Annotated in this window: 18 protein-coding genes and 1 tRNA gene; 13 read left to right on the top strand and 6 right to left on the bottom strand. The window is 62.6% G+C overall.

The features are described from left to right. The first annotated feature begins 102 nt into the window (after nucleotides 1-102). From gltB to pyk, 3 genes are all read left to right on the top strand, one after another. Nucleotides 103-4,716, top strand: a complete 4,614-nt coding sequence (gltB, locus tag AC3ANU_RS14055) for a glutamate synthase large subunit (protein ID WP_056393676.1) — start codon at nucleotides 103-105, stop codon at nucleotides 4,714-4,716. After that, nucleotides 4,709-6,166 (top strand): glutamate synthase subunit beta, encoded by a 1,458-nt coding sequence (locus tag AC3ANU_RS14050; RefSeq protein WP_056393678.1) that lies wholly within the window; start codon nucleotides 4,709-4,711, stop codon nucleotides 6,164-6,166. Before gltB ends, AC3ANU_RS14050 begins: the two co-directional genes overlap by 8 nt. 91 nt (nucleotides 6,167-6,257) lie before the next feature. Then, a complete protein-coding gene (gene pyk / locus AC3ANU_RS14045; protein ID WP_134164340.1) occupies nucleotides 6,258-7,754 on the top strand; it encodes a pyruvate kinase in 1,497 nt (498 codons plus the stop codon). A 122-nt stretch (nucleotides 7,755-7,876) separates the two neighbouring features. On the opposite strand, the gene AC3ANU_RS14040 is transcribed toward pyk, so the two are convergent. Further along, entirely contained in the window at nucleotides 7,877-8,482 is a 606-nt protein-coding gene (locus AC3ANU_RS14040; RefSeq protein WP_009358190.1) for an ANTAR domain-containing response regulator, read from the bottom strand. Between the two features lie 201 nt (nucleotides 8,483-8,683). On the opposite strand from AC3ANU_RS14040, the gene AC3ANU_RS14035 reads away from it, so the two are divergent. From AC3ANU_RS14035 to AC3ANU_RS14020, 4 genes are all read left to right on the top strand, one after another. Further along, a tRNA-Leu gene (locus tag AC3ANU_RS14035) sits at nucleotides 8,684-8,765 on the top strand. A 222-nt stretch (nucleotides 8,766-8,987) separates the two neighbouring features. After that, nucleotides 8,988-9,986, top strand: a complete 999-nt coding sequence (locus tag AC3ANU_RS14030) for a tyrosine-type recombinase/integrase (protein ID WP_488314742.1) — start codon at nucleotides 8,988-8,990, stop codon at nucleotides 9,984-9,986. A 105-nt stretch (nucleotides 9,987-10,091) separates the two neighbouring features. Next, nucleotides 10,092-10,364, top strand: a complete 273-nt coding sequence (locus AC3ANU_RS14025; RefSeq protein ID WP_133247110.1) for a hypothetical protein — start codon at nucleotides 10,092-10,094, stop codon at nucleotides 10,362-10,364. A 183-nt stretch (nucleotides 10,365-10,547) separates the two neighbouring features. Continuing rightward, a complete protein-coding gene (locus AC3ANU_RS14020; protein WP_488314741.1) occupies nucleotides 10,548-11,219 on the top strand; it encodes an HNH endonuclease family protein in 672 nt (223 codons plus the stop codon). A gap of 121 nt (nucleotides 11,220-11,340) precedes the next feature. Here the strand turns inward: AC3ANU_RS14020 and AC3ANU_RS14015 are convergent, their stop codons facing one another. Then, complete coding sequence (locus AC3ANU_RS14015; protein ID WP_134164339.1) at nucleotides 11,341-12,006, bottom strand: hypothetical protein; 666 nt, start codon at nucleotides 12,004-12,006, stop codon at nucleotides 11,341-11,343. 851 nt (nucleotides 12,007-12,857) lie between these two features. On the opposite strand from AC3ANU_RS14015, the gene AC3ANU_RS14010 reads away from it, so the two are divergent. Next, nucleotides 12,858-13,634, top strand: a complete 777-nt coding sequence (locus AC3ANU_RS14010) for a DUF6994 family protein (RefSeq protein ID WP_134164338.1) — start codon at nucleotides 12,858-12,860, stop codon at nucleotides 13,632-13,634. A gap of 459 nt (nucleotides 13,635-14,093) precedes the next feature. Here AC3ANU_RS14010 and AC3ANU_RS14005 read toward each other — a convergent pair whose 3' ends face one another. After that, nucleotides 14,094-14,417, bottom strand: coding sequence for a winged helix-turn-helix domain-containing protein (locus AC3ANU_RS14005; protein WP_109864169.1), 324 nt, complete (start codon nucleotides 14,415-14,417; stop codon nucleotides 14,094-14,096). A 194-nt stretch (nucleotides 14,418-14,611) separates the two neighbouring features. Here AC3ANU_RS14005 and AC3ANU_RS14000 point away from each other — a divergent pair, with 194 nt between their 5' ends. After that, nucleotides 14,612-15,109 carry a hypothetical protein gene (locus tag AC3ANU_RS14000; protein WP_109864168.1) on the top strand — a complete coding sequence of 166 codons (498 nt, stop codon included), beginning with the start codon at nucleotides 14,612-14,614 and terminating at the stop codon, nucleotides 15,107-15,109. A 36-nt stretch (nucleotides 15,110-15,145) separates the two neighbouring features. Here AC3ANU_RS14000 and AC3ANU_RS13995 read toward each other — a convergent pair whose 3' ends face one another. Further along, complete coding sequence (locus AC3ANU_RS13995) at nucleotides 15,146-15,469, bottom strand: ArsR/SmtB family transcription factor (protein WP_109864167.1); 324 nt, start codon at nucleotides 15,467-15,469, stop codon at nucleotides 15,146-15,148. A 102-nt stretch (nucleotides 15,470-15,571) separates the two neighbouring features. Here AC3ANU_RS13995 and AC3ANU_RS13990 point away from each other — a divergent pair, with 102 nt between their 5' ends. The 3 genes from AC3ANU_RS13990 to AC3ANU_RS13980 all read left to right on the top strand — a co-directional run bounded on the left by AC3ANU_RS13990 (nucleotide 15,572) and on the right by AC3ANU_RS13980 (nucleotide 18,408). After that, nucleotides 15,572-16,552, top strand: coding sequence for a hypothetical protein (locus AC3ANU_RS13990; RefSeq protein ID WP_134164336.1), 981 nt, complete (start codon nucleotides 15,572-15,574; stop codon nucleotides 16,550-16,552). 234 nt (nucleotides 16,553-16,786) lie between these two features. Continuing rightward, complete coding sequence (locus AC3ANU_RS13985) at nucleotides 16,787-17,287, top strand: hypothetical protein (protein WP_488314740.1); 501 nt, start codon at nucleotides 16,787-16,789, stop codon at nucleotides 17,285-17,287. Nucleotides 17,288-18,153: 866 nt separating this feature from the next. Then, nucleotides 18,154-18,408, top strand: a complete 255-nt coding sequence (locus tag AC3ANU_RS13980; protein ID WP_488314739.1) for a C40 family peptidase — start codon at nucleotides 18,154-18,156, stop codon at nucleotides 18,406-18,408. A gap of 823 nt (nucleotides 18,409-19,231) precedes the next feature. On the opposite strand, the gene AC3ANU_RS13975 is transcribed toward AC3ANU_RS13980, so the two are convergent. After that, on the bottom strand, nucleotides 19,232-19,408 hold the full coding sequence (locus AC3ANU_RS13975; RefSeq protein WP_165838088.1) for a hypothetical protein: 177 nt from the start codon (nucleotides 19,406-19,408) through the stop codon (nucleotides 19,232-19,234). Nucleotides 19,409-19,965: 557 nt separating this feature from the next. Between AC3ANU_RS13975 and AC3ANU_RS13970 the strand changes: the two genes are divergently transcribed. Further along, nucleotides 19,966-20,517 (top strand): hypothetical protein, encoded by a 552-nt coding sequence (locus AC3ANU_RS13970; RefSeq protein ID WP_488314738.1) that lies wholly within the window; start codon nucleotides 19,966-19,968, stop codon nucleotides 20,515-20,517. A 37-nt stretch (nucleotides 20,518-20,554) separates the two neighbouring features. Here AC3ANU_RS13970 and AC3ANU_RS13965 read toward each other — a convergent pair whose 3' ends face one another. After that, nucleotides 20,555-20,710, bottom strand: coding sequence for a hypothetical protein (locus tag AC3ANU_RS13965; RefSeq protein ID WP_488314737.1), 156 nt, complete (start codon nucleotides 20,708-20,710; stop codon nucleotides 20,555-20,557). Between the last annotated feature and the right edge of the window lie 372 nt (nucleotides 20,711-21,082).

Here is a 21,082-nt window from a genome sequence, read left to right as displayed (position 1 = left end):
TTTCCAGTAATCAACACTTTGTTGTGCCCACCGCAGCGGCGCCGACGAGTGGGGCCAACGGTGTCCCTTCCATACGCACGATCAGGAGGAAGGACGTCTCCCATGACCCAAACTCTTCACACTCCCAGCTGGTCCGAACCGGACCAGCCTGAGACTGCAATGTCGCCGTTCAAGCGCTTCGCAGCCATGCCGGAGGCCGCCGGGCTCTACAACCCGGAACAGGAGAAGGACGCCTGCGGACTCGCGATCATCGCGACCCTGCGCGGCGAACCCGGGTATGACATTGTCGACGCCGCCCTGACCGCCCTGCGCAACCTGGAGCACCGCGGTGCCGTGGGTGCTGACGAGGGCACGGGCGACGGCGCGGGCCTGCTCATGCAGATCCCCGACGAGTTCTTCCGTGCGGTCACCGAGTTCGAGCTGCCCGCACCGGGCCAGTACGTCGCCGGTACCGCGTTCCTGCCTGCCGAGCAGCGCGAGGCCGACGCCGCCAAGGCAGGTATCGAGGGCCTGGCCGCCGATGAGGGCCTGAAGGTCCTCGGCTGGCGTGAAGTGCCGGTGGTCGCCGACCTCGTGGGCGCCATGGCCCGCGCCTGCATGCCCTACTTCTCCCAGCCCTTCCTGGCATCCGCCAACGGCGAGGAACTGGACCGCAACGAGCTCGACTCGCGCGCCTGGCGCATCCGCAAGCGTGCCCAGAACAAGTTCGGCGTGTACTTCCCCTCGCTGTCCTCGCGCACCATCGTCTATAAGGGCATGCTCACCACCGCCCAGCTGGAGCCGTTCTACCCGGACCTTTCGGACAAGCGGTTCAAGACCAAGCTGGCAATCGTGCACTCACGCTTCTCCACGAACACCTTCCCGTCCTGGCCGCTCGCCCAGCCGTTCCGGACCATTGCCCACAACGGTGAGATCAACACCGTCAAGGGCAACCGGAACTGGATGCGCGCCCGCCAGTCCCAGCTCGCCAACCCGCTGCTGGGCGACTCGCCGGAAGAGCTGTACCCCATCTGCACCCCCGGCGCCTCCGACTCCGCCTCGTTCGACGAGGTAGCGGAGCTGCTGTGGCTGTCCGGCCGGCCCATCACGCACTCGATCATGATGATGATCCCCGAGGCCTGGGAAAACCACGCCACCATGGATCCGGCCCGTCGCGCCTTCTACGAGTACCACTCCCTGCTGATGGAACCGTGGGACGGCCCCGCCGCCGTGTCCTTTACCGACGGCAACCTGGTGGGCGCAACCCTTGACCGCAACGGCCTGCGCCCCGGACGCTTCTGGATCACCGAAGACGGCCTGATCGTCTTCGCCTCCGAGGTGGGCGTGATCGACGTCGAACCCTCCAAGGTGGTCAAGAAGGGCCGCGTGTCCCCGGGCAAGATGTTCCTGGTGGACACCGAGGCCGGCCGCATCATCGATGACGAAGAGGTCAAAGCCGAAGTTGCCGCGGCCAACCCGTGGGCGGAGTGGGTCAAGGACAACCTGATCGACCTCAACGACCTGCCCGAGCGTGAGCACGTGGTGCACACTGCCGCGTCCGTGAACATCCGCCAGCGCACCTTCGGCTACACCACCGAGGAACTGAAGATCCTGCTCGGCCCGATGGCCCGCACCGGCGCCGAGCCGCTGGGCGCCATGGGTTCCGACACCCCCGTGGCCGTGCTGTCCAAGCGCCCCCGCCTGCTCTTCGACTACTTCGTGCAGTCCTTCGCGCAGGTCACCAACCCGCCGCTGGACGCCATCCGCGAGGAACTGGTCACGTCCCTGACCTGCGCCATCGGACCCAACGGCAACCTGCTGGACACCAAGCAGGTCCGCCAGCCCCAGGTCCAGCTGCCCTTCCCGGTGATCAACAACGACCAGCTCGCCAAGATCGCCAACATCGAGGACGCCGACGGCAACCGCGTGGCCATGAAGGTCCGCGGCCTGTACCGGCCCGAAGGCGGTGAGAACGCGCTCCGCGCCCGGCTCACCGAGATCTGCGAGCAGGTCTCCGGTGCCATCAACCGCGGCGTGCAGTACATCGTGCTGTCCGACCGTGACTCCAACGCCCAGTGGGCACCCATCCCATCGCTGCTGCTGGTCAGCGCCGTGCACCACCACCTGCTGCGCAGCGCCAACCGCACCAAGACTGCCCTGGTGGTCGAGGCCGGCGATGTCCGCGAGACGCACCACGTGGCCGTGCTCATTGGTTACGGCGCGTCCGCCGTCAACCCGTACCTGGCGATGGAATCCGTGGAGCAGCTGATCGCTGCCGGCGACGTCACCGGTGTGACCCCGCAGGACGGCGTCTACAACCTGATCAAGGGCCTGGGCAAGGGCGTCCTGAAGATCATGTCCAAGATGGGCATCTCCACCGTGGCGTCCTACACCGGCGCCCAGACCTTCGAAGCCCTTGGCCTGGGCCAGGACCTGGTGGACGAGTTCTTTGCCGGCACGCACTCCCAGCTGGGCGGCGTGGGCCTGGACGTGATCGCGGCCGAAGTGTCCGCACGCCACCAGATGGCCTACCCCGAGGGCGGCATCGAGCAGCCGCACCGCCCCCTGCTGGGCGGCGGCGAGTACCAGTGGCGCCGTGACGGCGAACCGCACCTGTTCAACCCGGAGACCGTGTTCCGGCTGCAGCACGCCACGCGTGAGCGCCGCTACGACATCTTCAAGGCCTACACCAAGGGCGTGGACGACCAGTCCACCAACCTGATGACCCTCCGCGGCCTGCTCAAGTTCAAGAACGACCGGCCGTCCGTGCCCCTTGAGGAAGTGGAGCCGGTCTCCAGCATCGTTAAGCGGTTCTCCACGGGAGCGATGAGCTACGGCTCCATCTCGCAGGAGGCCCACGAGACGCTGGCCATCGCCATGAACCAGCTGGGCGGCAAGTCCAACACCGGTGAAGGCGGCGAGGACGTGGATCGCCTGCTCGATCCCAAGCGCCGCTCTGCGGTCAAGCAGATCGCGTCCGGCCGTTTCGGCGTGACCAGCCTCTACCTGACCAACGCGGACGACATCCAGATCAAGATGGCCCAGGGTGCCAAGCCCGGCGAAGGCGGCCAGCTGATGGCGCAGAAGGTCTACCCCTGGGTGGCCCGGACACGGCACTCAACCCCCGGCGTGGGGCTGATCTCCCCGCCTCCGCACCACGACATCTACTCGATCGAGGACCTCGCGCAGCTCATCTACGATGCCAAGCGCGCCAACCCCTCGGCGAGGGTCCACGTGAAGCTGGTCTCGGAAGTCGGGATCGGCACCGTGGCGTCCGGCGTGACCAAGGCCAAGGCCGACGTCGTACTCGTTTCCGGGCACGACGGCGGTACCGGCGCCTCACCGCTGAACTCGCTCAAGCACGCCGGTGTCCCGTGGGAGCTCGGCCTGGCCGAAACCCAGCAGACGCTGATGCTCAACGGACTGCGCGACCGCGTGGTGGTGCAGGTGGATGGCCAGCTCAAGACCGGCCGCGACGTTGTGATCGCCGCGCTGCTGGGCGGCGAGGAGTTCGGCTTCGCCACCGCTCCGCTGGTGGTGGAAGGCTGCATCATGATGCGCGTCTGCCACCTGGACACCTGCCCCGTGGGTGTGGCCACGCAGAACCCCGAGCTGCGCGCCCGCTTCAGCGGCAAGCCGGAGTTCGTGGTCAACTTCTTCGAGTTCCTTGCCGAGGAAGTCCGCGAGATCCTGGCGGAGCTTGGCTTCCGCAGCCTCGAGGAGGCCATTGGCCACGCAGAGGTCCTGGACGCCCGCGAGGCGATCGACCACTGGAAGGCCGACGGCCTGGACCTGGACCCGATCCTGCACGGCCTGGAGTTCGACGACGACGCGCCGCTGCGCAACATGACCGGCCAGAACCATGAGCTGGACAAGCACTTCGACCAGCGGCTGATCACCATGGCCACGGAAGCGCTGACGGACCGCAGCCCGGTGAAGATCACCGTTGACGTCATCAACACCGACCGTTCGGTGGGGACCATGCTGGGCCACGTGGTCACCAAGACCTTCGGCACGGATGTGCTGGCCACGGACACGATCGACATCACGCTGAACGGCACCGCCGGCCAGTCGTTGGGTGCCTTTCTGCCTGCCGGCATCACCCTGCGGCTCTACGGCGACTCGAACGACTACGTGGGCAAGGGCCTCTCCGGCGGCCGGATCGTCGTCCGCCCGGACCGTACCAACGTGTTCAAGGCGGAGACCAACGTCATCGCCGGGAACGTCATCGGCTACGGCGCCACCAGCGGCGAGATGTTCCTGCGCGGGCAGGTGGGCGAACGCTTCCTGGTTCGCAACTCCGGTGCCACCGCCGTCGTCGAAGGCATTGGCGACCATGGCTGCGAGTACATGACCGGCGGCCAGACGCTGATCATCGGGCGCACCGGCCGCAACTTCGGTGCCGGCATGTCCGGCGGAACCGCCTACGTCCTGGACCTGGACACTGCCAAGGTCAACAAGGACGCCCTGCAGTCCGGCGAACTCCAGCTCCGCGAGCTGGACGCCGAAGACCGCGACATCGTCCACGGCCTGCTGGTCAAGCATGTGGAAGAAACTGACTCCCAGCTGGCGGCGCGTCTCCTCGAGAACTTCGATGACACCGCTGCCCGCATTACCAAGGTGCTGCCGCGCGACTACGCGGCTGTGCTGCAAACCCGTCTCGACGCCATCGAAGAGGGCCTTGACCCTGACGGCGAAGAAGTATGGTCTCGAATCCTGGAGGTGACCGGTGGCTGATCCACGCGGATTTCTGAAAGTACGCCAGCGTGAAACCCAGCCACGCCGTCCTGTTCCCGTCCGCATCATGGACTGGAAAGAGGTCTATGAGGCGCAGGAAAAAGGCACGCTGAAGGCCCAGGCCGGACGCTGTATGGACTGCGGCGTCCCGTTCTGCCACCAGGGCTGCCCGCTGGGCAACCTCATTCCCGAGTGGAACGACCTCATGTGGCGGGACAAGGGTGAGGAAGCGATCGAGCGCCTGCACGCCACGAACAACTTCCCCGAGTTCACCGGACGGCTCTGCCCGGCGCCGTGCGAGGCGTCCTGCGTGCTGGGAATCAACCAGCCCGCGGTCACCATCAAGCAGGTGGAAGTCTCGATCATCGACGAGGCCTGGGACAACGGCTGGGTCAACCCGCTGCCGCCCGCACGCCTGACAGGCAAGACCGTTGCGGTGGTTGGCTCCGGCCCGGCAGGACTCGCCGTCGCCCAGCAGCTCACCCGCGTGGGCCACACGGTTGCCGTCTATGAGCGGGACGACAAGATCGGCGGCCTGCTCCGCTACGGCATCCCCGACTTCAAGATGGAAAAGGAGCAGGTGGACCGCCGCGTCGAGCAGATGAAGGCCGAGGGCACCCGCTTCCGTACCGGCGTCTCCGTGGGGACCGACGTCACCTGGGAGCAGCTGCGCAGGCGCTACGACGCCGTCGTGGTCTGCACCGGCGCCACCGTTCCGCGTGACCTGCCCATCCCGGGCCGCGACCTGGACGGCATCCACTTCGCCATGGACTACCTGGTGCCGGCCAACCGCGCTGTTGCCGGGGAAACCATCGAGAACCAGATCAATGCCCACGGCAAGCATGTTGTCATCCTGGGCGGCGGCGACACCGGCGCTGACTGCCTGGGGACCGCGCACCGGCACGGCGCTGCCTCGGTGACCACCCTGGCGATTGGCAAGCAGCCGCCGTCGGAGCGTGCCAGCCACCAGCCGTGGCCGACGTTCCCCACCCTGTTCGAGGTGGCCAGCGCGCACGAGGAAGGCGGCGAACGCACCTACCTCGCGTCCACGGTCGAGTTCGTTGGCGAGAACGGCAAGCTGACCGGCGTGAAGGTGGCGGAGACCGAGTTCGTTGACGGCAAGCGCCTCCCGAAGGCCGGCACCGAGCGGATCATCCCGGCGGACCTGGTGTTCCTGTCCCTCGGCTTCACCGGTGCCGAGCCTGCCGGCATCACCGAACAGGTGCACGCCGAGTTCGACGGCCGCGGCAACGTGGCCCGCGACGGCTACTACATGACCAACACCGAGGGGGTGTTTGTTGCCGGTGACGCCGGCCGCGGGCAGTCCCTGATCGTGTGGGCCATCGCCGAAGGACGTGCCGCCGCTGCCGCCGTTGACAAGTACCTGATGGGAAGCACGATCCTTCCCGCTCCCGTAGCACCGACGGACCGGGCTATCGCCGTCCTCTAGCCGCTGTCCTCTGGCCGCAGTCCCGCAGGATGCATCGAGGGTTCACCTCGCAGACAACTTAACCAATGCAAGAGACCAATAGGGTAGGTATATGAGACGCGCAAAAATTGTGGCTACGTTTGGCCCGGCAATTGCCAGCTACGAAAACACCCTCGCGGTGCTGGAAGCCGGCGTTGACGTCGCCCGCATGAACATGAGCCACGGCGACTACTCCGTGCATGACAACACCTATGAGAACGTCCGCAAGGCAGCATCCGACCTTGGCAAGGCCGTGGCCATCATGGCCGACCTGCAGGGCCCCAAGATCCGCCTGGGCCGTTTCGTCGACGGTCCGCACGCCCTGGCCGTGGGTGACGTCTTCACCATCACCACCGAAGACGTTCCCGGTACCCAGGAGATCTGCTCCACCACGCTGAAGAGCCTCACCGAGGACGTCAAGGTGGGCGATGCCCTGCTGATCGACGACGGCAAGGTGGCCCTGCGTGCCACGGCGGTGGACGACGTCAAGGTGGTCACCGAGGTGACCGTTGGCGGCATGGTGTCCAACAACAAGGGCATCAACCTTCCCGGCGTGGCCGTGAACGTGCCCGCGCTGAGCGAAAAGGACGAGGACGATCTCCGCTGGGCGCTGCGCCGCGGCGTGGACCTGGTGGCGCTTTCGTTCGTGCGGGACGCTACGGACATCGCCCGCGTCCACGAGATCATGGACGAGGAAGGCCGCCGCGTACCGGTCATCGCCAAGATCGAAAAGCCGCAGGCCGTTGAGCAGCTGCCCGAGATCATCGACGCCTTCGACGCCATCATGGTGGCCCGTGGCGACCTGGGCGTGGAGCTTCCGCTGGAGGAAGTGCCGATCGTGCAGAAGCGCGCCATTGAACTGGCACGCCGCTGGGCCAAGCCGGTCATCGTGGCCACCCAGGTCCTTGAGTCCATGATCGACAACCCGCGCCCCACCCGTGCAGAGGCTTCCGACTGCGCCAACGCCGTCCTGGACGGTGCTGACGCCGTCATGCTGTCCGGTGAGACCAGCGTGGGCAAGTACCCGATCGAGACGGTCAAGACCATGGCCCGGATCATCGAATCCACCGAAGTCCACGGCCTGGAGCGCGTCCCCCCGCTGGGGACCAAGCCCAGGACCCGTGGTGGCGCCATCACCCGTGCCGCCGTCGAAATCGCCGACCAGCTGGACGCCAAGTACATCTGTGCGTTCACCCAGTCCGGTGACTCGGCCCGCCGGCTCTCCCGCCTGCGGCCCATCAAGCCGGTCTTCGCGTTCACCCCGGTGGAGCAGGTCTGGAACCAGATGGCGCTGACCTGGGGCATCCAGCCGGTGCTTGTCCAGATGGTTGACCACACCGACGCCATGACGGCCCAGGTGGACCGCAGCCTTGAGGAAATGGGACTTGTGGAAGACGGTGACCTGGTGGTCATCGCCGCCGGTTCGCCTCCCGGAAAGGCCGGCTCCACCAACTCGCTGAAGGTGCACAAGGTGGGCGACCTCGCCGACTCCACGCGCGCCGGAGACGTCGCCAGCAACAAGGAAAAGCTCGGCCCGTGGCCGGAAAAGAAGAAGAAGGCCCAGGCCTAGTCTTCAGACACAGCGAAGGACCCCTGCCGGTTGGCAGGGGTCCTTTGCTTTGGTGCTGTGCGCGTTAGGGTACCCGTGGGGGCCGGGCCGCCGTCGGAAACTCTTCGGGCCCGGCCGGCGCGTTAGTTGACCTGGTTGATGATGGTCTCTGCAACCTCGCGCATGCTAAGGCGGCGATCCATCGAGGTCTTCTGGATCCAGCGGAAGGCTTCGGGTTCGGTCAGGCCCATCTTGGTGGTCAGCAGGCTCTTGGCGCGTTCCACGAGCTTGCGGGTGGCGAACTGCTCCTGCAGGTCGGACACCTCGCTCTCGAGGGCCTTGATTTCCTCGTGGCGAGAGAGTGCGATCTCCAGCGCCGGGATGAGGTCCGCGGGGGTGAAGGGCTTGACGACGTAGGCCATGGCGCCGGCGTCGCGGGCACGCTCCACCAGTTCCTTCTGGCTGAAGGCGGTCAGCAGCACCACGGGGGCGATACGGGCCTTGACGATCTTTTCGGCCGCAGAAATGCCGTCCATGACGGGCATCTTGACGTCCATGAGGACCAGGTCCGGCTTGAGTTCCTCGGCGAGCTGGACGGCCTTCTCGCCATTGTCCGCCTCACCCACGACATCGTAACCTTCGCCGCGCAGGATCTCGATGATGTCGAGGCGGATGAGGGTTTCATCCTCTGCCACAATGACGCGGCGCGCCGGCTGGGACGTGGGCTTGGACTCCGTCTGTTCAGTCACGGGATCTCCTTGAAAAGGTACGGCGGGACATCACTATCTTAGGTGCCACCGCTGCTGTACTTGGTTTGCAGGGTTCGTTTGCGGCGACGGCGGCGCGATTCTGGAATTCAGCCTATCTGCATGTAGAGTAATTCCGCGTACGTGAAGCGATCGCGTTGCTCACAGTCAGCTGTGAGCGTACTTTGGCTCCGCGTAATCCGCGCCCGAGTGGCGGAATTGGCAGACGCGCCGCACTCAAAATGCGGTATCGAAAGGTGTGTGGGTTCGAGTCCCACCTCGGGCACAGCGTTTCCGCAGGTCAAGGGCCTGTTGAAGGAATGTGCGTGTACAAAATCCGCCGAAGTGTGTACACGAGCGTACCGTTTTGTGTGTGGCCAGCATCAGTACTCGCACCAAAAAGGACGGTTCGAAGTCCTACATGGTTCGCTGGCGGGACAAGAAGTCCAAGACCGCCCAAGGCCTTACCGTAGCCACTCTTACCGAGGCGGAAACCCTTAAGCGGCTGTTGGACGCCAACGGCCAGTCCTTTGAGATCGCTCAGCACGCCATCCTGACGAATGAGAAACGTCCGCCCACTGTGGCGGAAGTCATCCAGGAACACATCGACCTGCTAGTCCGCCCATCGAGCGGAACGGTCAAGACGTACCAGACCATGCTGGACCTCCACATCCGGCCAGTCATCGGTCATGTTCCCGTGGACAAGCTCGACTACCGCGTCATCGCGCACTGGGTGAAGTCCATGATGGCTAAGGGCAAGGCACCCAAGACAATCCACAACATCCATGGTCTGATATCGGCTGCGATGAACACCGCCGAGATGCTCGGCTACATCGGCCGCAATCCCTGCCGCGGGGTGCAGTTGCCGAACATTGAGAAGGCTGAAGATGAGGCCATGTTCCTGACTCATGCCGAGTACAGACTCATCATGGAGGGGATGGGGGAGAGGTACAGGGCCTTCACGGACTTCTTGGTCATGACCGGTACGCGCTTTGGAGAAGCGACAGCCTTGACCGTGGCGGATGTAGACCTCCTTTCCAAACCACCTACTGCCCGGATCAACAAGGCTTGGAAGCGGGATGGTCAAAACCAGTTCTATGTTGGCGCGACCAAGACCGGAGCTGGCAAGAGGACCATAGGGCTGAACCCGGCGTTGGTGGAGCTGTTGATCCCGCTCGTGGCAAGCAGGCCAGGAAAGGAACTGGTGTTCACGACGCCCACGGGCGGCCGGATCGTCCACAAGCTCTACTGGGCTGACTACTGGGTGCCTGCCGTTCGCACGGCCCAGGCAATCGGCTTGACCAAAAGCCCGCGAATCCACGACCTGCGCCACACGCACGCGTCCTGGCTGATCCAGGACGGCGTCCCCCTGTTCACTATCTCGCGCCGGCTCGGGCACGCTTCCACGAAGACCACGGAGCAGGTTTACGGGCACTTGATGCCTGAGGCATTGCAGGTGGGTGCCGACGCCACTGAGCGGTCCGTGACGGCTTTCCAGCGGCTGTAGCGAGCCTTAAGGGAGTCGGCGCCGGCGACTACGGATCTCGGTCATGTTGGCGAGTCCTGCCGGGTGCATGAACTGGGAAACGTGCACCTATTCCTGGGAGACGCTGTGGATATCGAATTTTTTGAGCCTGCCGAAGCAGCAGCGTTGATGCGCTGCACTGAGTCTTGGCTGCGTGACGGCGCGACCAGCGGAAAGTTCCCTCACGCCTGCTGGGGCAAGGGAAAGATCATCTTTACCTCAGAGCACATCCGGGAAATTGCGAGATTGAGCGAGATCCTTCCTGGTGGCGCGGAGTCCAAGCAATCAACGGAGCAACCCCTGACCAAGCAGCGGCTGATAGGGACCCGTTCCAAGGCCCGCCTGGCCACGGTGAATTGATTCGGCCTGCCAGGGGCTTCCTGGTTCAGTTCTTACACTTGCTCCGGTGTGGCGGGCACGACATGTCCTCTTACCGCTTGCACAAGGTGGCCGAAGTTAGTGTGAAGCAACTCGCCTCAATACGGAAGGGCCGTTCAAATCATTCGCTCGATTGCCCCAGCCCTGACAGTCGCTGCCGCCCTCTTGCTGGTCGGCCCGCTTGCCGGCTGTGACGCTGCCGCCCATGCCATAGAGGGCATCGGAACCGCTCCAAGTACCTCTGCTGGTCAGTCTTCGGGCGGTGGCGCTGCCCGAGAGGCAGGACAAGCCCTCGTCCAGCTTGAGACCATCCCGGTCAAGGGCCGAGCCCCAAAGACTGGTTACACCCGCGATGAGTTCGGACCCGCCTGGGCCGACACAGACCACAACGGCTGCGACACACGTAATGACATCCTCGCCCGCGACCTGACCGAGGAGACGTTCAAACCCGGTACCAGCAACTGCGTCGTCGCGACAGGCACACTGGCCGACAAGTACACGGGCACCACGATCAACTTCGTCCGCGGGCAGGACGCCAGCTCCGACATCCAAATTGACCACATTGTCCCGCTTAGCGACGCGTGGCAGAAAGGTGCCCAGCAGCTGAGCGCAGATCAGCGCAAAGAGCTCGCGAACGACCCACTGAACCTCATGGCCGCCGACGGCCCTACTAACAGCGCCAAAGGCGACAAAGACGCCGCAACATGGCTTCCCCCGAACAAAGCTTTTCGGTGTGAATATGTCGAGCGGCAAACTGACGTCAAGGCCAAGTACGCGCTTTGGGTCACCCAACCCGAGCATGACGTCATTGTCGGCGTCCTGAAGAACTGCCTTTAATCCTGTCGGGGGCCCTTAGCCGATCGCTGTGCTGAGCCGAGGCCATTCCAATGCTGACGACCTTTGACCTCTTGGCGGTTCTAAGCAACTCTGTAATCGGACGAGTCGAGCTGGCATTGCGCTAACAGGCAAGCCGATGTGGTGATTTCCAGATCGCGTGGTCGAACTTCTGAAGCTCAACATCGGGGCGCTCCGCGGCATGCACGGCGGCGACAATTCGCCTAGCAGTTTCCGCCTTCACAGGCGCCAGATGTTGTTCTTTGAGTGCGGCATCGACAAAGCCACGGATCATTCGGTCTGCCTTGATCCCGGGCTGGCCAAGCAGCATGGTGAGGTACTCGTATGTCACGTCGCCGAGGCCCTTTACCTCCGTGTAGGCACTTCTGTGGTCCGGGTCGAGTGCATGGAGGTGCGTCGCGCTGCGAACTGGGGGAGTGAGAGAAAGAAAGTTGTCGGCCGCTTGGATGATGCACTCGCTCTTGAAGCGTCCGACGGTTTTACCGTTCCCCATGACCTCCCTTATTCGCTTCTCGCCTAGGTTGCGCAAGCACTCAAGGTCGTTTGCGGCGTCGGGGTAGGCGTCTCGGAATAACTTCGCCCTGCCGAGGACGCCTTTGGCCGGGTGCTTCGTCTTATAGACGGCTCGGATGGAGAACACGGCATCGACGAGAGACAAACCGATTTGGTCAGGCCACCCGCCCGGCCACGCGCTGAAATTCTTTTCGGGAATACTCTTCAATGCCTTCGCTACGGCCGCTATTGCCTGCTGTTCGTCAATTTGCCCCACCTCGCCTTTTTACGGTCAGAATATCCGACACCTTCGGCATAGCCGGATGTCGCCGCAGCCGGCGTGCGGTGACCGTTAGGAGCACGGCGTGACCGCCGGTGCGCGGCCTTCAAATTCGGCTTCGTAGCGTAGCGTTTGGGTTTATCACGGGTATCAGTGGTGTGGGCTGCCACAAGGAATCCCCCCGCCGTCGCCGCGTGCACAAGCGCTTGCACATCTGTGTCGCCGAGGGCGCCGCGTAGCACATCGATCAACTCGTTCACGTAATGGATTCTGGAGTAGTCGCCCGGTAAAGAGTTGCGAACCCTTCCGCGAAGTGTGAGACCAGAATCCGCCCATGAGCGGAGAGCGCGTCTTGTGGGAATTCCGGAACGAAGAATCGATCGCCCAGACCGATGCCGTGGTTGCCGAGCAGTTCAGTCGCCTCAGGAATAGCATCGCCCAGGTAAGGGACAGTGCGGCACGCCGTGTGCAAGGGGCGGTCTCGCGACTGTACATGAGCTGACTCCGCCAACGCGCGAGTCGAACCGGAGCAGGGACAAGGCAAGATCCTGCAGACCTCTCCGGTTGTGTCCGTCGGCGCCGAGCTTTTGTCAGCGACGCGTTAAAGACCACGCATATACCTTAACGACACTCATAATAACAGTCCACTCGGCCCGAAAATTTACAATCAGTCCTTATGTTTGCGGGGTTTCTGGGCGGACCTTAACAATCGGAAGCCCGTGCTTTCCGCCAGTAAATTAACAATTCGTCTACCCTCAGAGGGACATCCGCGACCGCCCGCGGGAGACAAGCTTGTTTCAGCCGCAGGTTCCGCGGTTCGCAATAGGCGGCCACCTAGACTTCCTTCCATGCGCGTCTTCGACATCGCCTTCGACTACCTTCTCGACACCACGCCTCCGGGAACGGACGCGGACTCCAATAGTCCGCGGCTCAAGGCTGACCATCAGCTGCTCTGGACGAAGGAGCTATGCGGGGGCCAGCTGTTCGAACTGGCGGTCTCGGAAATTCCCAAGGTGCGTCGGAAAAACTACCTGATGTTCGAGCAGACGCCCGACAAATCGATCACGTTCGGCAGTGACGCCATCACGAACTCCTACACCAGGTGGGTGAAGCCCAAGGCCTTGGTCGAGGCTAAGGCCCAGTTGAATGAGGAGCAGAAGCGCCGCTATTTCGACCCGCCGTACACGATCGGCAGCGCCATGATCTGGCCCGTCAGGGGAATACACCTGCCCACCCTCAACACCGCCAGGGGAATGCGAGCAAAGATTGCGGACCGGATGGACCTGACGCTGGAGTGCATCCGGCGCCACTACGCCAAGGAACCAGACAGCCCCCTCGCCGACGTCATCACTAACTATTGGGACTTCTTCGAACTCTTCGGCACGTTCGAGAAGTTCGTGGAGTTCTTCCATTTCCAGGATCTCGTGACGCCGGAGGGGAAGATCGCCTTCTTCCTCGAGGAGGATGACGAGGACAAGGTCTTCACGCGCTCCGGCGTCCCGGTCACAAAAGACGAGTACATCAGGGTTCGGGAAGCCTCGCTGAAGTTCATAGCGTTGCGGGGCAACCGGATGGCCGACTGGGTCGAGGAGAACCACCCCGACATCAAGGTGCGGCGGCAATAACCGGGAATGCCCGGGATGCCTCGCCGCGATAAGTGGGGCCTGGCGGTTCAAGTCCCTATGTGACGCGCCAGGGACGCGTGAACTTCCTAGACTAAACAAGAACCGCTTGGTACACGTCATGGTTGCACTACCTCTGAAGTCTCCGCCAATAGCTGTACCTGCCTTCGTACTTCAGGCAGTTGGTAGATCCTGCCATTCATTTCTGTCTGTGTAACGGCGCTGAAAGCATGGTCCTGTCTGCCTGGTCCTTGGATGCGTCAATGGCCCGGTGGGCTTGCATGTACTAAGTGGCAAAGTAGGCGCCCGAGCCGCGGGTCGAGCATCCTAATGATCGCTCGACCGTCGGGTGGCACGTGCCGGCGAGCTTGCGACTCCACTCTCATCCTCTATGGCGCCGGAAACAGACGACTCCATTTTTGAAGTTTCAGAGCAATCCTCAAAAAATCGATCCGACCTTGTTCAGCTGGTTTCCTCCGACGTTCCTGGGCATTCGCAGGAGTGGAACGGCGATTCGGACGAGTGCGCGTCCTCATGGTCTGGGTTCCTGAGGTCGGTAACAGGACATTGGAACCCGGCGGATAGCTCCTGAAGATGCTTCTCAATTAGGTCCACTTGGGCGCCGAAGGTTCCTGCTAGCGGGGTGATTAGACCGGCGTCGCTCAGCAGCGTGATCTGTCGACGGACGGTCGACTGCGAAAGTCCCAGGGCACGAGAGGCATGCCCGCAAGACGCTGGACCATGCACGATTAGGAACCGAAGGAGTCGGCTTCGCGTCCGGTTCATCAAGATGTCCTCTGCCACGGAGACCCCCGCCGAATGACTGAGCTGAACGACCTGTAGACGGGTCTACAGGAGAACGATACGCTCATCCGTAAGGGGATGGAAGCAACCCGCAAGCCTTATTGCAGGCGGCGTTCCGCAGAGGAATACTGGCACCAGGGTCGGCGTGAACCATCGCACCAGAAGGGAGGCGGGTCTTGTCTTCTGACCAAGAGGCATTCAGTGCTGGCTCGTCTCCACAGGCAGAGTTGGCGCGACGCCTGAACCTTCTGCTTGATGTTGTGGTTGCCGAGCGAGGTCAGCCGGTCACGTTCCGTGAGGTTCAGCAGAAGCTGCAGAGCAGGGGAATCAAGCTTTCCAGAGCCCGCTGGTTCTACATGAAGGACGGCACGGGGAGACTCGTCAGTGACCCGGCGTTGCTGGGAGCTCTGTGTGAAATCTTCAATGTCGACCCTGGGTATCTGCAGGGAGGCGAGGCCGCTGACCTGCCCGAGCGCATTGATTCACAGCTTGAGTTTGTGAAGTCCCTGCGCGCAGCTCGTGTGAAGACGTTTGCGGCCAGGACTCTTGGTGATGTGTCCCCGGAAACGCTTCGTGTCATCACAGAGTATTTGAACAGGGACATCAGCCGGCGGCCGGAAGGTGAGCAAGCAGCGGCGGGTTCATCGTCAGACGCGGGTGAAGCAGCGGAATAGATCGAACAGGCGCTACCGCCGTCGCAAACGTTGCCACTACTTCTCGAGCAGGTAGCCTAGGTGCGCGTCGAGCAGTTCCTTTATTCGGGCTGCGTTGGCAGAGTACCGGGGCGAGCGCCCGTGCCGGCGCCCAGGTTCGACGTCGACTATCACCACGCCCGCGTCCTCCAGGGCGGTGAGGTGCTTAGCTACGCTCGGTTCGCCGGCGCTGACGGCTGCGACAATGTCGCCTCGCGTCGCCGGTCCATTCGCCGTGAGGAATCGGAGAATCTCGTTCCGCGACCGGTTGCCAAAAGTGGCGACGGCAGCCTCAACGTCAGCCGACCAGGCGGCGTCGTGTGGCTGGGTAATCCGCGGCATAGCCACATTCTTCCCGAAGGTTGACCAAAAAGTAAGAACGGCACCCTTGACGATACTTTAAGTATCTTCGACAATAACTTCTATAGCTTCTACTGGTCGTTGGTGGATCTGCGCATCCACATCCGCGAGTTGCTCTACCCGCGACTCTGCTTACTACTCGATCTGAACAAAAGCGGTGAAGTCGTGGAACTCGACGCCAAAGCAAATAAACCCATCCGGGAACCAGTTAAGACCATCACTGTCGACGTCTCATTGCTAAACCCTCCTGCGGCAGGGGAGTGCAATATCCCGATCGACCGCATCATGAGCGCGGTCAACAGTGTTCAGGGTTACGTGGTTTCCCGTCTTACGCGGATTGGGCGCATGTGCGATGTGGACGACCTCATGCAGGATATCCGGGTCGCCGTATGGGACGGCGTGACGAAGGGGCGCTACCGGGAGTTGCCCGGCATTCCGTTCGAAGCCTGGGTCCAAGGTGTCTGCAACAAGATCTGCGCGGCACACGTCCGGCGCGAACTTAGTCATCAGACTTTGCCGCTGCTCATGGATTTCACGACGGCGGAACCCTCACCTGAAGTGCTTGCTGTCGTCAGCGCCGGGTTGGGTTGGGACAGCACGGAGAAGTATGTCGATCACGCCTGGGCTCAGGCCATGCTTGGCCTGGTGCAAAAAAACGTGAGGGAGGATACCTGGCAATTGGCTGTCTCAAGCTTAGTCGGGCCAAGGCATTACGGGCCGCCCTCGCCAAGGGACAGGAGGCGCTGGCATGCCGTTACCGTCGTGCGGCAGACCGCCATGACTATCAATGCTGCTTTGAACTGCCACCCCGAGCCGGGGGTCAGCATGGAAGGTCTTTGCCGGTGCGCTGCGGATTGCCTTCCCACGGCTGTTCTGAGAAGAGTCGCGGAGACCATAGTCCGTCCAGGGTTGCGCGGCCTGCCTAGGTCTGTGCAGATGGCGGCGCTGGCGACGGAGCTTGGTGTCACTGAGCGGTATGTCGCCGTGAATATCGGTTTCGCGCGGCAGTTGTACCGGACAGCTTGGCGCGTGCTCCAGCACGAGGCCAACAGGCAGACTGCATAAGTCATGGTTGGCCGGGGACTGCGTGCACTCCTTCCGGTGGGCCGTCAGCGCTCGTTCGTTGCCGGACTCTTCGTTGTGTTGCTGATAGGCGGCCTTGTCATCCTGTTCCGGCCGGTCGGTAGGTCCGCTGCGGCGCCGGTCCCAAGCCCGACACCAAGCATGCCTCCAGCGTCAGTACCTTCCGGGACACCCGCAGCAACGGGCGCGCCCTCTGCTCTCCCTGGCGAAACCAATGTGGCCGCACTGGCCTCGCCTGTTGATCTTTCGCCAACGCGCGACTTCCGTTCGCTCGCTTTAGAGGCAGCAAGGGGAATCTACACCTGGGACAGCCGCTCGTCGTCGTATTCGGATGTGTATGCACGGGTGCGCTCGTGGTGGGAGTTGCTTCCCGATGGATCCAACCCCTTATCGGTGTTAGTCAAAGAGTTCGAGGCCACTGGTGTGACTGCCACTTCCTTCGCGAGCCTTGGACGGGAGTCGGCGCGCCGGACCGGCACAGCGCAATCTGTTCGCTGCGATCTTGAGTTGGCCAAAGTTCAGGAATTCCCACCTCCCTGGGTAGGCCTTCATGTGTGCACTGTGATCGTGCAAGTGGTCGATGAGACGAGCAGGGACCAAAACGCTTATTCCGCACCTATAACGGTGATGCTGAACTGCCCGCCTGCGATTACAGCTCCGGCTGACCGCTGCGTCATGGTGGCCTTCTATGCGACCGCAGACCGGATCGTCTACTGATGCTCGGTCCTATGGCCGTGGCCGGTCTGGTTAAAAGGCGGGCACTCCTCAAGGGTGTCGCTGCCGCTTCGACTGTCCTTGTGCTTCTCGGCCTGATGGCGTTCGTCGCGGGTGTGGCTCTACTTGCTGGTCTGAGAAGGGAGCCAACTGTCGCTTGTGTTCCGGCTGATGCCGCATCTATCAGCACGGGTACGGGGACTGGCGGTGGCCTGGAGGTCCGCGATGGCAGCCAGGTCCTATACGAGCTGAACTCGCGACAGGAAAGCGTGGCGCGCGCGTACGTCGGGGTCGGCAAACAGCTCGGCGTACCCCGGTCGGGACAGATCATTGCCATCATGATGGCAATGCAGGAGTCGGGATTGCGCGTACTCGCAAACCCCAGCGTGCCGGCTTCCCTGGGCTTTCCGAATGACGGCGTCGGCAGTGACCATGACTCGATAGGATCGGCCCAACAGCGTCCCGGGGCGGGCTGGGGGAGTGTCGAGCAGCTAATGAACGCTTTCTACAACGCCCGCGCCTTCTATGGCGGCCCACTGGGACCAAACCGAGGAAGTCCTCGAGGGCTGCTCGACATACCGGGGTGGCAGGCAATGGACAAAGGCCTGGCTGCCCAGGCGGTCCAGGTATCTGCTTTCCCCGAGCTCTATGCGCGTTGGGAACGGGCAGCGACAGCCGTCGTTGCGGCCTTGGAAACAGACACATCGCCGGCTCTTTGCTCATCGTCACCGCCCGTAGAGCGGTCTGGGGCCCCTTGGCAAAATCTAAGTCAGCTCCGCCAGGACATCCTACGGTTCACGCAGGAAGGTCTAGGCGGACGGTATGTGTGGGGCGGTACTGCATTTAAGGCATGGGACTGTTCAGGTTACGTGCAATGGATCTACCGTCAGGCCGGTATCGAACTGCCCCGGGTAGAGCAGTGGCGTGTGGGGGTACAAACGGACACCCCGAAGCCGGGGGATTTGGTGGTTCAGAATCCGCAGGGACCGAACAACTGGGGGCACGTTGGCATCTACGCCGGCAACGGCATGATGTGGAGTGCCTTGAACCCTGCCGTGGGTACATTACTGCACCCAATCAGCTGGAATTCTGGCACCGCCTATTTTGATCTGCTTCCGCGCTGACTGCTCCTGTCGCGATTGGTGGGGCATCTGGCGTCAGACCCACCTCCCCTCACTGAGCGGTGTGACTGCAGGTTACGAGGTGGGTGCCCGCCTCTGGCCCCCAAAACTTTCGGAGTGTGGTCGATGAGACCCGCTTCCGGGACACCGACCACTGCGAGATCCCAACCGATCTACCATGCCTATATAGAGGAGCATGGAGAGGTGACGTGGTGACGGAGATCGCCTACTCATGAGACCAGTACCTTGATCAAGGATGGCAGGGGGACACCTGCTGCTCACAAAGGCGCAGATGGCGCTGTCACTCGCCGACTTTGCCCGTGGGGCTAAGGAAGACGGTGCGTAGCCGGTTCGCGGGTTACCGACATGGAATTGGCCTTTGATATCGCCATGGACTGTCTCGAGCTCAGACTTGGGAGCGATCGTGGACGAGGTGGGCTGGAAGACCGAGGCCGGGCCCAAGCAGGCAACCGAGGCCCGCGCCGCCTTGATATCGGAGCCCTACGACGGCACGGGCGCCGCGACAAATAGGTGCCCGTCGAATTCGTTCGGCTGCACCACCGCATCCCGAATCAGTCGACGAACTGAGAGCAGCCTTCGCAGAGAAGCGGAGCCTGCAGTGGCAAAGAAAATCAGGCCTGCCTGACGGCAACGGGCTGATCATGATTGTCCGAGTCTACTCCACCGCAGGAACCCGCCGGCGTGTGGCGGTCGGAGGATTCCGAGCGTAGCGCCCCTGGCCGTTCAAGGTGCAGTACAGGGTTGCCGGCGGACGCCGAATTCCCGACTGCTTAGGGATGACTTCTGGTCCAATCGCAAGCTCGCGTCAGCGCCGGTCTGGATTGCCCCCGAGTGCCGTCAGACGCTCTTGCTCGCGACGGATCGCGATGGCGGCCGCGACAGTGGCCCCGGAGCGAATGGCCTCCGGCGGGATCGGCCGCAACGCGATGGCTTTAGCGGCGGCCTCGGAAGAAGCCTGCCCCTTTTTACCTTTGCGCTCCATGGGATCAATTCTAAATGTGGTCACTGCTACGCGCTGAGGCGTTCACGCTTCGGATCATCCACGCATGTCCCTCTCGCGTGCTAGTGGCTTGATCTGCCACCCGCGGATAGGGCGGCCCGTCGGGCCGCTTGCGGGAACTGTCCTTCCCACGATCTGGCTCGGAGCAAGTCGGTGTAGTGACATTTGCCGTTGGGTCCCTGATAAGTGCGCTTATCAGGCCATGAGACATGCGTACCGTCGCGTGAGACGCTGAGACGATGTCCAGCATCACTTCTGCTCTTACTGAACTATGGATTGACTGGTGTGAGGTCACCGGGACCCCACCCGAAGACCGAGACGAGAGCGTTCTCTCACGGTTCGCTCGGCAGGCTGGGCCATCGCAGCGATTGCTGGCTTCGCTCCGAGCGGAAGTGACCAAAGCCGAACCCCGGGTGACAGCTTGGCCTGCAGCACACCGCGCAGACTCCGCAGCGCTCGGATCGCTATTGCGACAGGGCGCTGCTCGAATCAACAACCCCGCGACGTTCTGGATAGGTCGCCTGCGTCTTCGTCGACTGATGTTCGCCGGCGTGCTGCTCGCGCCGAATCATCAAGGCGGGCTCGGTCTCACCAGGGAACAGGCGCTTGGGCTGACCCCTGCTTCGTTCAAAGAACTGCGCACCGGGATTGGAACCTCGGAAGAAGAGGTGGCCTGCCCAGCATGCGCTGTATGGTCGTGGCTCGAGGTGCTCGGCACGAACACTGGCTGGGCCTCGGCCGCGGTCAGGTCGCTCGCGCACCGCCGTGATGAACCAGCAGGGGTGCATCGCCATAGTCTCCAGGACCCGAGCCCTGAATGGTCTGACTGGCCCGACTGCCCAAACCTCTTGCCGGCGATCGATCGTTGGGGCTACTTGGACTTATACACCTCGATGCACCGGTCATCACTGTCTTTGCTGATCGGAACAATGCCCTGGCTGCTTGAAGATGCTCCGATCGACCAACCAAAAGAGATTCAACAGCCCACAGCGTCAGTGCCTCACATCTCGCCGGAAAAAGAGGCTGAGGTTTTCGCCCGAGCCGATGAACTCAATGCTCGAGTCAGCGCCATCCTTGCGGAATTCGGGTAACCCATGCATCGCGCCAAGACCGAATCCAAACTCGCGATCAGAAACGAGTTGGTGTCAACAGCCGACCAAGCGGAACTTTTTCATCAGGCGTAAGCGGCGAAAACATACCAAAATCGTCTTTGACGATGCCGTCAAGGTCATCAGTCGCTGCACTTGGTTCGGCCGAACGCTCGGGCATCGATGCGGTAGCCACGACCAATACCTCCCACTGATGGTGAGCGGCTGCACGCGCTCCATACGCAGTCTAGCTCCGTCCGGTCCCGTTTCCCGGCCCGATGACCCGAACGAACAGCAGTTGAATAGACGTCATGTCGACTTGGGTCGTTGCGCCTATGTCCGTAAGTTCCCGGCTAGAGTTGCCGAGAGTCCTTAGATCCAATCGGAGGCGGCAGTGCAGTTTGAGGAAGCGAACAGACTTGAGGAACGGTGGGCCAACAAGGGCAACCCGTCGTGCGACCACCCGCAGTTATCAAAGGAGTACCACGGAGGAATGGACAGTGGCGACTACCGCTGTACGACCTGCGGCGCGACATTCACCGGCAACGAGTTTCGTCAGTGGCGTGCA

This window comes from Arthrobacter sp. SDR-2R (genome assembly GCF_057747955.1).
The sequence above is the reverse complement of the archived record's forward strand: the minus strand, read 5'-3'. Positions and strand labels throughout refer to the sequence as shown.